General features: G+C 65.1%; 15 protein-coding genes. 5 read left to right on the forward strand and 10 right to left on the reverse strand.

Annotated features, from left to right (window positions below; translation table 11 throughout):
* Window positions 1-88: 88 nt before the first annotated feature.
* From NZ773_11415 to NZ773_11435, 5 genes are all read left to right on the forward strand, one after another.
* Window positions 89-952 carry a cytochrome c oxidase assembly protein gene (locus NZ773_11415; GenBank protein MCS6802531.1) on the forward strand — a complete coding sequence of 288 codons (864 nt, stop codon included), beginning with the start codon at window positions 89-91 and terminating at the stop codon, window positions 950-952.
* The gene (locus NZ773_11420; GenBank protein MCS6802532.1) at window positions 949-1,533 is read left to right on the forward strand and encodes a hypothetical protein; all 585 of its coding nucleotides are present in this window, start codon (window positions 949-951) and stop codon (window positions 1,531-1,533) included. Before NZ773_11415 ends, NZ773_11420 begins: the two co-directional genes overlap by 4 nt.
* The gene (locus tag NZ773_11425) at window positions 1,530-3,377 is read left to right on the forward strand and encodes an ABC transporter ATP-binding protein/permease (GenBank protein MCS6802533.1); all 1,848 of its coding nucleotides are present in this window, start codon (window positions 1,530-1,532) and stop codon (window positions 3,375-3,377) included. The genes NZ773_11420 and NZ773_11425 overlap by 4 nt, the downstream gene beginning before the upstream one ends.
* Window positions 3,361-5,187, forward strand: a complete 1,827-nt coding sequence (locus tag NZ773_11430; protein MCS6802534.1) for an ABC transporter ATP-binding protein/permease — start codon at window positions 3,361-3,363, stop codon at window positions 5,185-5,187. Before NZ773_11425 ends, NZ773_11430 begins: the two co-directional genes overlap by 17 nt.
* Before the next feature lie 83 nt (window positions 5,188-5,270).
* Window positions 5,271-5,762 carry a hypothetical protein gene (locus tag NZ773_11435; protein MCS6802535.1) on the forward strand — a complete coding sequence of 164 codons (492 nt, stop codon included), beginning with the start codon at window positions 5,271-5,273 and terminating at the stop codon, window positions 5,760-5,762.
* Window positions 5,763-5,929: 167 nt separating this feature from the next.
* Here NZ773_11435 and NZ773_11440 read toward each other — a convergent pair whose 3' ends face one another.
* The 10 genes from NZ773_11440 to rpsB form a co-directional block, all read right to left on the reverse strand.
* Window positions 5,930-6,349, reverse strand: a complete 420-nt coding sequence (locus tag NZ773_11440) for a VOC family protein (protein ID MCS6802536.1) — start codon at window positions 6,347-6,349, stop codon at window positions 5,930-5,932.
* A gap of 78 nt (window positions 6,350-6,427) precedes the next feature.
* On the reverse strand, window positions 6,428-7,678 hold the full coding sequence (locus NZ773_11445) for a hypothetical protein (protein ID MCS6802537.1): 1,251 nt from the start codon (window positions 7,676-7,678) through the stop codon (window positions 6,428-6,430).
* 15 nt (window positions 7,679-7,693) lie between these two features.
* Entirely contained in the window at window positions 7,694-9,193 is a 1,500-nt protein-coding gene (locus NZ773_11450; GenBank protein MCS6802538.1) for a CHAD domain-containing protein, read from the reverse strand.
* A complete protein-coding gene (dxr, locus tag NZ773_11455; protein MCS6802539.1) occupies window positions 9,193-10,347 on the reverse strand; it encodes a 1-deoxy-D-xylulose-5-phosphate reductoisomerase in 1,155 nt (384 codons plus the stop codon). Before dxr ends, NZ773_11450 begins: the two co-directional genes overlap by 1 nt.
* Before the next feature lie 27 nt (window positions 10,348-10,374).
* Window positions 10,375-11,223, reverse strand: coding sequence for a phosphatidate cytidylyltransferase (locus tag NZ773_11460; GenBank protein ID MCS6802540.1), 849 nt, complete (start codon window positions 11,221-11,223; stop codon window positions 10,375-10,377).
* Window positions 11,224-11,230: 7 nt separating this feature from the next.
* Window positions 11,231-11,998, reverse strand: coding sequence for a polyprenyl diphosphate synthase (gene uppS, locus NZ773_11465; protein ID MCS6802541.1), 768 nt, complete (start codon window positions 11,996-11,998; stop codon window positions 11,231-11,233).
* Window positions 11,999-12,095: 97 nt separating this feature from the next.
* Window positions 12,096-12,653, reverse strand: coding sequence for a ribosome recycling factor (gene frr / locus NZ773_11470; GenBank protein ID MCS6802542.1), 558 nt, complete (start codon window positions 12,651-12,653; stop codon window positions 12,096-12,098).
* Between the two features lie 40 nt (window positions 12,654-12,693).
* The gene (pyrH, locus tag NZ773_11475; GenBank protein ID MCS6802543.1) at window positions 12,694-13,422 is read right to left on the reverse strand and encodes a UMP kinase; all 729 of its coding nucleotides are present in this window, start codon (window positions 13,420-13,422) and stop codon (window positions 12,694-12,696) included.
* A 4-nt stretch (window positions 13,423-13,426) separates the two neighbouring features.
* A complete protein-coding gene (locus NZ773_11480) occupies window positions 13,427-13,927 on the reverse strand; it encodes an elongation factor Ts (protein MCS6802544.1) in 501 nt (166 codons plus the stop codon).
* 90 nt (window positions 13,928-14,017) lie between these two features.
* Window positions 14,018-14,785: a 30S ribosomal protein S2 gene (gene rpsB / locus NZ773_11485; protein ID MCS6802545.1), complete on the reverse strand. Its 768-nt coding sequence runs from the start codon at window positions 14,783-14,785 to the stop codon at window positions 14,018-14,020.
* Window positions 14,786-15,085: the final 300 nt, after the last annotated feature.

Below are 15,085 nucleotides of genomic sequence, written 5' to 3' on the forward strand. Positions count from 1 at the left end.
CACCGCCTTCCCGTCAGCAGCATCCCCACGGTACACTTTTGAGAAACTGATCCCCTGCTCGCCGCCCCGCCCGGCAAAGGAGTCCTCGATGGACCCGTATCTCGCCGCCCTGCTCTCGTGGTCGTTCGACCCGCTCGTCATCGGAGGGCTGGCGCTCCTCGCCCTTCTCTACTGGCGCGGCGCGCGTCGGCTCGCAACGCGCGGGGGGCTGACCCGCCACATCAGCGGCGGACAGCTCGCCGCGGCCATTGCCGGCTGGCTCTCTCTCGTGTTTGCTCTCGTTTCGCCGCTGGCAGTCTTCAGCAGCTTCTTCCTCAGCGCGCACATGGCGCAGCACCTGATCTTGACCCAGATCTCCGCTCCGCTCGTGCTGATGGGGCGCCCCGTGCCGACGCTCCTGCTTGGGCTGCCGCGTCAGCTCGGGCGCGATATCGCCCCCCTCCTTGCCCGTGATGGACCGCTCTACGCGATTGGGTCAGCTCTCGTTACACCGCCCGTGGCGCTCCTCGTCTTCCTCCTCGTCTTTTTCGGCTGGCATGTGCCCGTGCTCTACGACGCCGCGATCCGCATCACCGTGCTTCACGACTTCCAACATCTGACGTTCTTTTGGGCAGCGATCCTCTTTTGGTGGGGCGCGGTCGACCCCGTCAACGGACGCAACCAGCGCCGCCGCTTCTTGAGCCTCGTCACGATTGCGCTCGCTTTCATGGCCGCCAATGCGCTCGGCATCTGGTTCACCTTCACCCCCAACATCATCTACCCGAGCTATGAGGTGGGACCGCAGCTGTTCGGCGTCTCCTCGCGCGACGACCAAATCGTGGGCGGGCTGGTGATGTGGGTCGCCGGCAGCCTGCTGTACGCAATCGCCGCGCTTGTAGTGCTCGGCGCCGCGATGCATGCCGAAGAACGAGCAGCGCGCCGGCGCGAGGCGCAGGAGGCCGCGCTCGCGTGAGCAGCCGGCCTCTGCTGAGCACGTCTGCTCTTGCCATCATCGTCGCTGCGCTTGCGCTCGCCCTCGGGGTGACCGAGGCGAGCGCCAACGGCCTCGGGGAGATCCGCGTCGCCGACGCACCAGTGGGCAGCTACCGCTTGACCGTCGCCACCAGCCCTTCCCCCCTCGAAGCGGGGGATGCCCTCCTCACCATCCTCGTGCAGGATGAGCACCGCTTCCCCGTTCTCGATGCTGCTGTCTCGGTTCGCGCCGCTCGCGAAGGCGAGCCGCTCGGTCCCCCCCTCTCCGCCCGAACCGGGCTCGTCGCGAACCGCCTGCTCTACGCAGTGACCGTCCCTCTCGACCGCCCCGGACGCTGGCAGCTCCTCATCCGAGTCGAGGGGAGCGCGGGCAGCGGCGAGCTGCCGCTCGCGCTTGATGTCTCGCCTCCCGGACCGCTGCGCTTCCTTGGCCCCGCGGTGCTGATCGCGCTCCCCTCGCTCCTCGTGATCGCCGGTTTCCTCGCGCGCCGAGCGCGATACCATCGCGAGTCGAAGCAGGCCGTCTCTTCCCACCTGAGCAGCAAAGAGGGAACCCCATGATGATGGGCCATGGCCTCCGCGGACGGGGGCCAATGGCGGGAGGGCGTCCTGAGCGGCTTGGCCTTCCCAAAGCCTTGCCTCGCTCCCTGCGATTTCTCCGTCCCTACTGGCGATCAACTCTGGTCGCCTTTGGCGGGCTTGTCCTTGTCACCGTGACAACGCTCGCCAGCCCGCAGCTGGTGCGGCTGGCGATCGACCGCGGGCTGGAGCCCCGCGACCTGACGTTGCTCCTCCTTACAACCGGCGGTATGCTCGCCATCGCGCTCATCCGCGGCGCGGCGAGTTTCGCCCAGACTTACGGCTCTGAACGCGCTGCACAGGGGCTCGCCTACGAACTGCGCGACGCGCTGTTCACCCACATCCAGCGCCAGAGCTTCAGCTTCTACGACTCGATCCAGACCGGCCAGCTGCTCACCCGGATCACGAGCGATGTCGAACAGGTCCGTCTCTTTGCGAGCGCCGGCCTTCTCCAAGCGATCAGCGCGGTGACGCTCTTACTTGGGAGCGTCGCCGTGCTCGTTGCGCTGAACTGGAAGCTCGCTATCCTTGCCCTGCTGCCCATCCCGCTTGTTCTCCTCCTTGTCTTCGGGTTTCTGGCCAAAGCCGGCCCCCTCTTTGGACAGCTGCAGCAGAAGGTCGGCGAACTGAATTCCATCCTCCAAGAGAACATTGCCGGTGTTCGGGTCGTCCGCGCGTTCACGCGCGAGCGCGTCGAAGAGGCGAGGTTCGGCGCGCGCAATCGCGAGTTGCTAGAGACCTCGCTGCGCACGCTGCACATGATCTCCCTCAACTTCCCTCTCGTCTTCTTCCTCGGCAACCTCGGCGGGGTTCTCGTCGTGCTTGTCGGCGGCATCGACGTCATCAATGGCGCTCTCACCATCGGAGAACTGATCGCGTTCAACAGCTATCTCGCTTTTCTGCTCTTCCCCGTCCTCTCACTCGGCTTCCTGTCGATCGCCGCGGCGCGCGCCGATGCGTCGGCGGTTCGGATCTTTGAGGTGCTGGACTCCAACATCGAGGTTGCGGACAAGCCCGGGGCCATCGACCTGCCGCCAATCCAAGGGCGGGTTGAGTTCGATCACGTCTGGTTCCGCTATCCGGGTGACCAGCGCCCCGTGCTGGAGGATATTTCGTTCGTCGTCGAGCCGGGGCAGACCGTTGCGATCCTCGGCGCAACCGGCTCGGGGAAAAGCACGTTGGTCAATCTTCTCCCGCGGTTCTATGACCCGACGTCGGGAGCAGTGCGGATCGACGGGCACGACCTTCGCGATGTCACACTTGCCAGCCTGCGCTCGCAGATCGGGATCGTCCTGCAGGAAACTCAGCTGATTCGCGGCACCATCCGCGAGAACATCGCCTTCGGCAAGCCCGATGCGACGGACGAAGAAATCCGCGCCGCCGCCGAAGCAGCGCAAGCCGCTGAGTTCATCGACCAGCTGCCTCAGGGCTACCAGACGGTCGTCGGTGACCGGGGCGTGGGGCTGTCGGGCGGCCAGAAGCAGCGGATTGCGATTGCGCGCGCCCTGCTCGTGCGTCCACGACTGCTCATCCTCGACGACAGCACCTCGGCCGTCGATGCCGCAACCGAGGCGAAGATCCAAGCTGCGCTCGATGCCCTCATCCGCGATAAGCAGAGCACAGTCTTCGTCATTGCCCAGCGGGTTAGCACGGTCCGCGACGCCGACCGGATCCTGCTGCTGGAAGAGGGCCGCCTTGTCGCGAGCGGGACCCATGAAGAACTGCTCGCCGACAGCCAGCTCTATAACGACATCCTCGGGTCGCAGCTACGGCCTGATGCGCCTGAAGCGGTGGTAGGAGGAGGCACCGATGTGGGGTGGAATTGACCAAATCGCCCAAACTCCCGAGGTGCGGGCGCGTCACCGCCAAGCTGTGCTGCGGCGCCTGCTCGCTGAACTGGCACCGTACCGCCCCCAGCTGTTCGGCCTGCTGGTGTTCACACTGATCAATGGCGCGGCGACCGCCGCCGGTCCTTGGCTGGTCGGCTTGGCTATCGACGACATCCTGCTCTACCAAGATATCGGCCGGCTCATCGTCATCGTCGGATTGCTCGCAGGCAGCTATCTGCTCGGCCTCCTCGCCGTGCGTGGCCAACTGCTCACCGTGGGCGGGCTCGGCGCTCGCGTCATGGCCAAGCTCCGGGGCGAGGTCTTCGCCAAGATCCAACGCCTCCCGATCGCCTATTTTGATACCCACGCCTCCGGTGACCTCCAGAGCCGTCTTGTCAACGACATCGACACGCTGAACCAACTGCTCAGCCCCGGCCTCAGCCAAGTGCTTAGCGTCCTCTTCGGCCTGGTCGGAACTCTCGTCGCGATGGCGGTGCTCGATTGGCGCCTCGCCTTGGCCTGCGCGCCGATCCTGCCGATCATGGCGCTGACGACCAACGTCTTCACCCGGCGCGCCCGCCGCGCCTACCGGGTCACCCGCAAGACGGTGGGAGCGGTCTCTGCCGTGCTGGAGCAGGACATCACCGGCATCCGCGAAGCGCAGGCGTTCAACCGCACCGAGCAAAATGTGCGCCAGTTCCGCGAGTTGAATGCTGCCAACCGGAACGCCAACCTCCAAGCGGTCGCCATCACTTCCGCTTTCTCGCCCGCGATCGACGTGCTGAGCACGGTCGGCATCGCCATTGTCATCGGCTACGGCGGCTTCCTCGCGCTGCGCGGCGAAATCCAAGTGGGCGTGGTCGCAGCGTTCTTGCTCTATGTCCAACAGTTCTTCCGTCCCATTCAGATGCTGAGCCAGCTGGCAGCGCAAGTTCAGCCGGCCCTCGCCGGCGCAGAGCGCATCTATGAGCTTCTAGACCAGCCTGAACAAGAAGCCGACCCTCCCCTCGCGCGCCCCGTCGGCCGCCTGCGAGGCGAACTTGTCTTCGATCGCGTCACGTTCGGCTATTCGCCGGACCGTCCCGTGCTGCATGAGATCTCTTTCGAGGCGGCGCCCGGAATGACTGTCGCGCTTGTCGGACCGACCGGCGCCGGAAAGACGACGATCGCGTCGCTGGCTCCCCGCTTTTACGATGTCACGCACGGTGCTGTTCGGATCGATGGCATCGACGTCCGCGACCTCCGGCGCGAGGACCTTCGCCGCAACATCGGGATTGTCCTCCAAGACCCGTTTCTGTTCAGCGGCACGATCGCCGAGAACATCGCCTTCGGCAAGCCCGACGCGACGGACGAGGAGATCCGCGCCGCCGCCCGCGCGGTCTTCGCCGACCGCTTCATCGAGCGGCTGCCGGCCGGCTACGCGACCCGGGTGAGCGAAGCAGGACGCTCCCTCAGTCAAGGCCAACGTCAGCTCATCAGCTTCGCGCGCGCCGTGCTCGCCGACCCCAGCATCCTCATCCTCGATGAGGCAACGAGCCGGGTCGACACGCGCACCGAAGCACTGATCCAACAAGCGCTTGCCGTCCTCCTCCGAGGGCGAACCAGCCTCGTCATCGCTCATCGGCTCAGCACGGTCCGCAACGCCGACCTGATCCTCGTGATCAACGGCGGCCGCATCGTCGAACGCGGACGTCACCCCGAACTGCTGGCAGCCGGCGGCCTCTATGCCGACCTCTATCGACGACAGTTCCGCGACCCCCTCCCCGCGATTGCCGGGCAGAACCGATTTCGATCGCGCGCGTTGTAAACTCGGCGACACTGCCGCTTCGAGTGGCAGAGAAGAGAGGTCGCTTCTACGACGAGGGGGCGGCCAGGCGATGGAGGAAGAGGATGCAGAGCGAGCCCAGTGCAACGCCCCCCGGCGTTTCCCCACCCGCGCCCCCGCGTTCCAACCGCAACCGTAATCTCCTGATCGGCGGCGGCTGCGCGCTGGTCGTGCTGTGCCTGCTCTGCGTCGGCGGCATTGCGGTGACCGGCGGGCTGGCGGCATTCGGCATCGGCGCCGCCTTCGGGCCAGTCGAAACCGCTGCCAACAATTTCATGTCCGGCCTGCGTGACGGCAACTGGCAACAGGCCTACAGCCAGATGGACCCGGCGCTCCAACGGGAAGTCGGCAACGTCAGTCAATTCCAGCAGCTGATCACCCGCGGCCAGGCGGTCCCCGAGTCGTGGAACTGGACGAGACGCGATATCAACAACGATATCGCCGATTGGAGCGGCAGCGCCCAATTCAAAACCGGACGCTCCGGGACAGTCGAGCTCAGACTGCGCCGGAGTGGCGACGATTGGAAGGTCATCTCATTTGACCTTCAGCCGCGCTGATCCTCCCCTCACGAGCTGTCGAGAGAACGCGCCGCTCGCAAGCGGCGCTCCATCCCGCGACACTGCGCGCAGCGCCGCCGGCGCTCGGGAGGCGAGGGCGCTCCCTGCAGTTCACCGCATCCGGTACCCCGGATAAGCACCCCTCTCCCTGCACCTGCAGCGAGCGCCTAGGCCGGCTCGGGGATATCTTCCCACACCTCCTCGAGCAGTTGGAAGAGCACTCCGTAGGCATGCTTCGGATGAATAAAGGCTTCCTCGATGCCGCCCTCGGTCTTCTGCCCGAAGGTAGGGATCCCCCGTTCCGCAAGGCGCTCGCGCATTGCGGCAAGGCTCTCCACCTGTACCGTCACATGATGGACGCCAGGGCCTCGTTGCAGAAAGCGGTGCAGAAAGCTGTCTTCCCCTTTGGGCGAAAGCAGCTCGAACTTGCTCTCGCCGACGCGGAAAATCGCGCCGAAAAAGTCCTGCGACTCAAAAAACTTGACCCGATCGCGCTGCACGTCGAAGACCGCCTCAAAAAAAGTGAGCGCCTCGTCGATCGACGGGACAGCGATGCTGACATGATCAATCCGTTTCGCTCGCGGCACAATCCACCTTCAGCCAGAGTGTTGTCGGCGCCCGTTGCATGCTTTCTACCACGAACCGGCGCCCGAGCGCGCCCCCTCTCAGCTGGGGGTCGGTGTTGGCGTCGGCGTTGCAGTTGGGGTGGGGGTGAGCGTTGGGGTCGAGGTGGGGGTTGCTGTTGACGTCGCGGTCGGAGTGATTGTCGGCGTCGGAGAAACGGTCGCCGTCGGCAGCGGCGTGACTGTCGGGGTTGGAGAAGCGGTCGCCGTCGGCGTCGGGGTCCGCCCATCGCGCACCAGCACCGCCACCACTTGGATCGACCGTACGGTCGGCGTCGAGGTCGGGGGCACTCCACCGCTCGCGGATGTCGTCCAGCCCATGTCGGTGAGCATGCCGAGTGCAATCGGACCGGGATTGTGGATCGCCTCGCCGCGCCCAATCGCCGGCGTCATCAGCGCGTTCGGATTGCCTCGCCCGTACGTCGCCTCGTCAAGATGCGAGTAGCTTGAGCCAGGCTGCCAAGGATTCGGCGCGTACAGCTTCGCCGGCGCGCCGCCGTTCGCGGCGTTGGTCGCCGGCGCCGAGAAAAACACATTGTTGCTCGTCACCTGCGCAGCAAGGGCAGGGGATCGGTTCGGGAAGGAGAGGATTGGCTGGCCGGCGCCATTCTGGGTGAAGCGGTCATAGATGGCCGGCCACTCGTTGACACCGAACCCATAGCCAATGACCCCCTCATACTGGCGCACCGACCCCGCGAAGCCAAGGCCGTGAGCCAGTTCGTGGAGGACGACCGTCACGAAGTCGATCTTGTCGGCTGGCGTTCGGCCATCTATTCCAAAATACCAATCGCGGTACTCCGCATTGAAGCGCACGACGATATCGACGCGGGTTGGGTCGAGATCGCGGCTCGCAAAGTGGTTTGCGAGCGCAGCGGGATAGAATGTCTGCCCGCGCGGCGCGCCCGGGAAGTTCGCGAAGTAGGCGCTCGCTCCCGCAGCGGCGAGAGCGCCGGGTTCGAACCCCCCTGTGAACGTTGCCTCAACTGTGATTGGCGTCTCCGATGAAAGAAGCGCCCGCCAAATGGTGACTGCGTAGTCGAAGGCAGCCTGCGCCTGCGGTGTGAAGCCAATGTAATTGACCACAATCTGAGCGGCTTGAGGGCGAATCGCGGCGAGGTCATCGGGTGGAGGAATAAAGAGCGGACCGACCGACTCGCGCTCGCGAAGGATGACCTCGACCCCCTCGGCACGCGCGAACGCCTCGGCGCCGTCTGCGGTCTGGGAGAGCGCAACTGGAAAGAGAGCGACCAGCAGCGCAACGGCGAGTGCCGCAAGCCCGAGCCGCGCGCTCATCAGCGCTCGAATCCGTCAATCGCGAGATGGGGCGGCGGAAGCAAGCGCGCGGCCGAGCAGGTCGCGAAAGGCGGGGCCGCCAAGCTCATGCCAGCGCGCTTGGACCTGCTCTGCCAAGGCCGCGGCAGCTGCGCGGCAGCGGGCGATGAACGCCTCGAGCGGCGCTCGATCGCTGCTGCGGTCAGCAAGGGAGCGGGCAAGGGCAAGAGCGACATACGCATCTTGGTGTGCCCCCAACAGTTCTTGAAATTCGGCAAGCAGAGAGCGGATCTGCTTTGCCTCCGCGCCGAGCGCTTCAGCGAAAAATTCGACCGCGTAGCGGAGCCGCTTAATAGCGATCCGCAGCTGATGGAGAGTTTCCGGCGTCGCAACGGGAAGCGCGGTCTCATAGGCGAGCACGGCCTCATAGCGGCGCCAGAGGAGGGAGCCGACAAAGTGACGGGCCAAGCTGGGAGAACCGTCGTGAGGGGGCGGGGATTCTCCGCGCTCGCGCAGCCGCGCGATCTCGGCATCGAGCCGCGCCAGCGCGCTCGCAGTCTCGGGGCTGTCGAGCGCGGCAAGCAGCTGAGCCCGCCCAGCTGCCCGCTGCTGCTCGACGGCGAGCACGAACTCGGCCGGCGCCTCAGCAGCGAACGCTTGAAGCTGGACATCAGCATCGCGCACCGCTGCAGCCGCCCGCGCAAGGGCGCGGAGCGCTCGACGGTGCCGGTCGAGCCGTTTCGGTGCAATGCCCGCTTCCGCCAGCAGCTGCAGTGCCGTCCGGAGGCGACGGGTCGCCACCCGAAGGTCGTGGACCCCCTCCGGGTCGATCCCCTCCCGCGCAATGCCTTCCGCCCGCCGCAGCCGATCGAGGTTCTTCCGGAGCGACTGGGCCCCCAACGCTGCCAGCTGCTGCCCGCCCGGAAGGGCGAGACGTTGCCGGAGCGCAAGCCCGCGCTCAAGCTTCGACCGCGGCTCCGGGACGACGTCGAGCTGCTTGCGGAGAAGCGCCTCGAGCGCGGAGAGATCCTCGGGCGTTCCCCCGGGGCGCAGCTCGACCTCAAGCTCGTGGAAACGCTCGCGAACCTCCGCGACGATCACCGCGCCTTCATCGAGCGCCAGCTCGGCAACCGCCCGCCCCTCCCGCTCAACCTGCCAGGCGACACGATGATTGACCACGGTCACCCGCTCCTCAAGCGAACTAAGGTCGACCCCAACGAGAGCGGAGCGCACGTCGTCGGGCCAGACACCGGTTTCGGTGGGGTCGCGCTCCACCACCGCTTCGATCTCATCACGGCGATGGAGATGGCCCGTTCCCGCGGGAGGGCCCTTGACGGTGATCAGCAGGGAGGCGCCGTCACGGCGGATCCGAAGCGCCCGCTGTGTTGCAGCGAGGGCACCGTCAGGCGTATCGAGCAGGCGATCATGCAACTGGTGAACGCGCACCTCGCCGAGCTGGTACGGGCCGAGGTCGAGGGCGGCAATGCGCTCCGGCGGGACTGGCGCGAGCAGGCGGAGCTTGATCTCGATCTCCATCAGGCAGCAACGGCCGCATGACGATAGACAAAGTCGCGCGCCCAGCGGTCGGCGTCAAGGATTGCTTCGAGGGTGAGCTCGCCGCTCGGCCGGTAGGCATCGAGCGCGGCGGCGACCAGCGGCGCGAGGTCGCCAAATCGAACGCGATCATGCAGGAACAGGGTGACCGCCGCTTCGTCCGCGCCGCCTAGGACTGCCGGGTAGGCGCCCCCGGCTCTCCCCGCCTGCAGAGCAAGGTCGAGCAGCGGATAGCGGCCCGGCTCAACCGCATCGAAGTGCAGGCGTCCAATCGCGGCAAGGTCAAGCCGCGGCAGGCTGGCATTCGCAACGCGCTCCGGAAAGGTGAGCGCGTATTGAATGGGGGTGCGCATATCCGGAACGCCAAGCTGGGCCTTCACCGAGCCGTCGATAAACTCGACGAGCGAATGGATAACGCTTTCGCGGTGGAGGAGGACTGACAGCCGCTCAAACGGCAGCCCAAACAGCCAGTGCGCTTCGATCAGCTCAAACCCCTTATTGAGCAGGCTTGCGCTATCGACGGTGACCTTCGGCCCCATCGCCCACGTCGGATGATTCAGCGCATCTTTGGCGCGCAGGGAAGCAAGCTGTGAGGCGGGGAGGTCGCGGAAGGCACCGCCCGAGGCGGTAAGGATCAGCCGCTCGACAGTGGGCAGGCAGGAGACCGGCGGCCGGCACGGTTCGCGCTCGTGAAGGCATTGCCAAAGCGCGCTGTGCTCGCTGTCGATGGGGAGAATAGGCGCGCCGCTGCGCTGCGCGGCAGCGACTGCTAGCGCTCCGGCAGCGACAAGGGCCTCTTTGTTCGCCAAGGCGACAGCCTTGCCTGCGGTGAGCGCGGCAACGGTCGGGGCGATGCCCGCGCTGCCCGGCGTCGCCATGACCACCACGTCGACCTCGTCGCTCGTCGCGATCTCGACCAGCGTCGCCGGGCGCGCCTCACCGCACGTCCAGCCGGGGACGTCTCGCGTTGCGACAAGCTTGGGCCGGAATTCCATCACCTGCGCCTGAAAGCGAGCCGTCGGCCGCCCAGCAGCAAGCGCAGTGATCGCAAATCGATCGGGATGAGCGCGAACGACGTCAAGGGTTTGGGTTCCGATGGAGCCGGTTGAGCCAAGAACGGCGACCCGGCGGCGCATACTCATCAACGAACACTCGCAATGGCATTATCGTGTGAGTAATGGTCCCAGGTAGTATACGACCACCACGACAAATGTCAGGCTGTCAATTCGGTCGAGCACCCCGCCATGGCCCGGAATGAGTCCGCTCGCATCCTTGACCTGGGCGGAGCGCTTGATCGCAGACTCGACGAGATCGCCGAGCTGGGCCGCAAGTGAGACGGCGACGCCGATGCCAGCAGCGAGAAGAGGCGTGAGCGGCGGGTTCAGCCCGATCGCCGCGAACGGCGGCAGCGCGAGGAGCGTCATCAGGCCGGCCGCAGCCAGCGGCGTGGCGATAAGCGACCCGATCGCGCCCTCCCAGGTCTTCTTCGGGCTGATTGCGGGCACAAGCCGATGTCGGCCGAGCGTCCGGCCCACCGCATAAGCCGCGGTGTCGGAGGTGAAGGTCAGGAGGAGCGCGACGATCACCCAGCTGCGGCCGTCGGGCTCGACGTCGCGGAGCAGCACCCAGTGTGCAAGCAGCCAGCCTGTCCAGAGCGCGCCGCCCAGGGTGATCGCCCAATCGCCGAACGCTGTTGTCGCCTGTCTGCGCAGCAGCCGAACCGCGAGCACCGCAATGAGCGCGATGGTGAGGGCGATCGGGATCAGTTCGCGGCCGGTGTTCTGCAGGAAGTTCGCTTGAACGCTGGTCGCTCCGACGAACAGCAGCGCGATGAGGATCCCCGTTGCTTTGAGCGGTTCATACCCCGCGCGCTCGGCGAGCGTCATGAATTCATACGCCGCCGCCGCCGCAAATGTCGCAACGACAATGGTCGTCCACGGGTCGCCCAGCCACGCCGCCACGACGAGAATGGGGATCAAGACGAGAGAACTGGCGACCCGAAGACCGAGCATCACGCTCCTATTGAGGGTCGAGGCCTCCAAACCGGCGCTTGCGCCGACTGAAGGCGAGAAGCGCCTCGCGCACGTCATCCTTCCCGAAATCCGGCCAGTAGACCGGCGTGGAGTAGTACTCGGCGTATGCCGTCTGCCAGATGAGGAAGTTCGAGAGACGCATTTCGCCGGCGGTGCGGATGACGAGGTCGGGGTCTGGAGCGCCGGCGGTGTAGAGGTACGCTGCGAAGCGGTCCTCCGTCAGTTCGTTCGGGTCGATCCCGGCCGCGATGATCGAGCGGACAGCATCGAGGATCTCGGCGCGACCGCCGTAGTTAAAGGCGAGATTGACCGTAATCCGCGTATTGTTCCGTGTCAGTTCGATCGCGTCATTGACGGCGCGCTGAATATCTGGTGCCAGCACGTCGAGCCGCCCAAGATGGCGCAGCCGGGCTCCTTTTTCGTGCAGTTTCGCGGTTTCCCGCTCGAGCACTTCCGGGATGAGGTTGAGCAGAAAGTCGACTTCTTCGGGAGGACGCGACCAGTTCTCAGTCGAGAAGGCGTAGAGTGTCAGCATCTCGACGCCATGCTCGGCAAAACTTTCGATGATCCGGCGGATATTTTCGGTGCCGGCACGATGCCCCGCCTGACGCGGAAGATTGCGCTGTTTTGCCCAACGTCCGTTGCCATCCATGATGATGGCAACATGGCGAGGAAGGGGCCGGATTACTGGTTCAGGCGCTCGTTCATTCTCTTCAACGAGCGCCGGCTCTTGGTCAGGGCGCGTTGCCTTCATCTTCGTACTTTCCCCACTATGATGCCGCTGGGAGGAAGAGCTCGGACGCTTCAGTCATCGCCAGCTTTTCGCTATGCGATTGGCGCCATCTGTTGCGCTAGACCTCGAGCACTTCAGCTTCTTTCTGCTTCCCAATCCTTTCGATCTCGGCGGATGCCTGATCCGTCAGCTTTTGGAGACGGTCTTCCGCTCGCTTCTCTTGGTCCGACGAGATCCCGCCTTCTTTTTGCAGCTCGCGCATCGTCTTATCGGCATCACGCCGGATGTTGCGCAGCGCAACCTTATGTTCCTCGACATACTTGCGCACGAGCTTGACGAGATCGCGCCGGCGCTCCTCGGTAAGGGGCGGAAAGACGATACGGATCACTCGGCCGTCATTCGTTGGGTTCAAGCCGAGATCGGATTTCTGGATCGCTTTCTCGATGCTCGCGAATGCGCCCCGGTCGTAGGGCGTGATGACGAGGGTGCGCGCCTCGGCGACGGTGATCTGGGCCAACTGCTGGAGCGGCGTCGGAACGCCGTAGTAGTCAACCGGCAAGCGCTCGATCAAGGCAGGCGAGGCGCGACCCGTTCGGATAGTAGCGAGTTCGCGCTTCAGCGACTCGACGGTCTTCTGCATCCGTTGCTCGGCGTCGGCAATGACGTCCTCGATCACAACACTCCTCCGTCCAGCTGCGGCGGCGCCGCATCCCGTATTATGCCGGTCCGGCGACCAGTGTGCCGATTTCCTCGCCGACGACAGCCCGTTCGATGCTCCCCTCCGCCTGCAGGTTGAAGACGATAATCGGGAGATTGTTATCCATGCAGAGAGAGAGGGCGGTGCTATCCATCACCGCCAAGCGGTTGTTGAGCGCATCGAGATAGCTGAGATAGTCATAGCGCCGGGCATTCGGGTTCTTCCGCGGGTCGTCATCATACACGCCGTCGACACGGTTCTTCGCCATCAGCAGCACCTCTGCCCCGATCTCTAAGGCGCGGAGGGCCGCCGCGGTATCAGTGGTCATAAAGGGGTTGCCGGTGCCCGCGGCGAAGAGCACCACCAGCCCCTTTTCCAGATGATGGATCGCCCGACGACGGATGTACGGCTCAGCGACCGAGTGGATATCAATGGCGGTCATCGTCCGCGTCGCGACGCCCAGCTTCTCAAGCGCATCCTGCAGGGCGAGCGCGTTGATCACGGTCGCGAGCATCCCGGCATAGTCGGCGGTGGCGCGGTCCATCCCCGCCGCGCTCGCGGTCGCGCCGCGCCAAATGTTGCCGCCGCCGACGACGATCCCGATGGCCACCCCGAGGTCATGGACCCGGCGGATCTGCTGGGCGATGTCGCGGACGATCGCCGGGTCGATGCCATACCCTCCTTCGCCGACTAACGCCTCGCCGCTCAACTTGAGCAGGACGCGGCGATAGCGAGGCCGTGAGCCCACGCCCCTACGCCCCCAGTTCGAACCGGGCGAAACGCCGCACTTGGATGTTCTCGCCCGTCTTCCGGATCATCTCCTTGACGAGGTCGTCGATCGTCTTGCTGGGGTCTTTGATGAACGGCATCGCAAGCAGGGCGAGGTCTTCCGGCCGCCCCGGCGTCTCGGGAGGGATCTCCTCCGCTCTCAGATAGCGCGGGTCCATTGCCGCAACCTGCATCGCGATATCGTGCGCCAGTTCGCGGAACGCTTCGTTGCGAGCGACAAAGTCGGTCTCACAGTTCAGTTCGACCAGGGCGCCGATGCGACCGCCGTGGACATACGCTTCAACCACGCCTTGGTTGGTCGCCCGGCCAGCGCGCTTTGCAATGCGCCCCCCTGCCCACTCTTCGATCAGCGCTTCCGCCCGGCGCATATCGCCTTGGGCCTCGATCAATGCCCGTTTCGACTCCATAACCCCCGCGCCGGTCTTCTCGCGGAGTTCCTTTACCATCGCGGCGGTGATTTCCACCGTTCCTCCATCAGCGGTTCAATTCGAGATCTGCCTCGGGTTGAGCGTACCGCAACGCTGCTGCTCGCGCCGCGCGCGGCGCTTCACTGGCTACGCCTCCTCCTCTGCTTCTCCTCGCTCTTTCTCCGGCTCGGCGAGCGCAGAGATGTCGGCACCTTCTTCAAGCTCCTGCGCGATGCGCTGGCCTTCGATACAGGCGTCGGCAATCTTGCTGGTGAGCAGCTTGACGGCGCGGATCGCATCATCGTTGGCGGGAATGGGATAATCAATCTCTTCTGGATTGCAGTTGGTATCGACCAGCGCAACGATCGGGATCTCAAGCCGGCGCGCCTCCGCCACCGCGATCCGTTCCTTGCTCGGGTCGACGATGAACAGCGCTTGCGGCAGCGAGGTCATTTCAAGGACCCCGCCCAGCAGCCGCTGCAGCTTTGCCAGCTCCTCTTCGAGCTTGATCGCCTCCTTCTTCGGAAGATAGTCGAACTCGCCCTTCAGCTTTCGGTCGTGCAGCCGCACCAAATAGGCGAGCCGCTGCTCGATGGTGCGGAAATTCGTCAGCATGCCGCCGAGCCACCGATAGTTGACGTAGAACTGCCCCGCCCGGATCGCCTCCTCTTTGACCGCGTCCTGCGCCTGTTTCTTCGTTCCGACGAAAATCAGTTTTCCGCCGGCAGCCGTTACATCGCGAACAAAGTTATACGCTTCGTTCAGTTTGGTAACCGTTTGCTGTAAGTCGATGATATGGATGCCGTTGCGCTCGGTGAAGATATACGGCTTCATCCGCGGATCCCACCGGCGCGTTTGATGCCCAAAATGGACACCAGCTTCCAAAAGGGTTTTCATCGAGACAACAGAAGCCATGTCGATTCCTTCCTCCTCCGCCCGCGCATACTCCGACGGGACCCAAGGGGCAGGAACATCGGCGGCCGCGGGCGTGCGTAATCTTGAAAATCGTACCAAATGACGGTTGACAGGCTCAAGCAATGCCGGCACAACGGGGCCGCTCCTCGCTTCCCGCAGCGTCAGCCTGCAGCCCCGCCCACGGCCGCTTCTGCGCGCCCTGCCAGCGCTTCCTCTCCGCAGCTGGCCGAAGAGCGAGGCGCCGGGAGGCGCTGTCTTCGGGCGGCGGGAAACGTCATCTCGCCGCCAGCCGCGCTTACC

This window comes from Dehalococcoidia bacterium (assembly GCA_025054935.1).
In the GTDB taxonomy this organism is placed as follows: Bacteria; Chloroflexota; Dehalococcoidia; order SpSt-223; family SpSt-223; genus JANWZD01.

Excerpts from the sequence above, each read along its gene's own strand:
- NZ773_11450 (MCS6802538.1), bottom strand. The coding sequence starts at position 9,193 with ATGGAGATCGAGATCAAGCTCCGCCTGCTCGCGCCAGTCCCGCCGGAG.
- dxr (MCS6802539.1), bottom strand. The coding sequence starts at position 10,347 with ATGCGCCGCCGGGTCGCCGTTCTTGGCTCAACCGGCTCCATCGGAACC.
- NZ773_11425 (MCS6802533.1), top strand. The coding sequence starts at position 1,530 with ATGATGATGGGCCATGGCCTCCGCGGACGGGGGCCAATGGCGGGAGGG.
- uppS (MCS6802541.1), bottom strand. The coding sequence starts at position 11,998 with ATGAAGGCAACGCGCCCTGACCAAGAGCCGGCGCTCGTTGAAGAGAAT.
- NZ773_11430 (MCS6802534.1), top strand. The coding sequence starts at position 3,361 with ATGTGGGGTGGAATTGACCAAATCGCCCAAACTCCCGAGGTGCGGGCG.
- NZ773_11460 (MCS6802540.1), bottom strand. The coding sequence starts at position 11,223 with ATGCTCGGTCTTCGGGTCGCCAGTTCTCTCGTCTTGATCCCCATTCTC.
- NZ773_11415 (MCS6802531.1), top strand. The coding sequence starts at position 89 with ATGGACCCGTATCTCGCCGCCCTGCTCTCGTGGTCGTTCGACCCGCTC.
- NZ773_11445 (MCS6802537.1), bottom strand. The coding sequence starts at position 7,678 with ATGAGCGCGCGGCTCGGGCTTGCGGCACTCGCCGTTGCGCTGCTGGTC.
- NZ773_11435 (MCS6802535.1), top strand. The coding sequence starts at position 5,271 with ATGCAGAGCGAGCCCAGTGCAACGCCCCCCGGCGTTTCCCCACCCGCG.
- rpsB (MCS6802545.1), bottom strand. The coding sequence starts at position 14,785 with ATGGCTTCTGTTGTCTCGATGAAAACCCTTTTGGAAGCTGGTGTCCAT.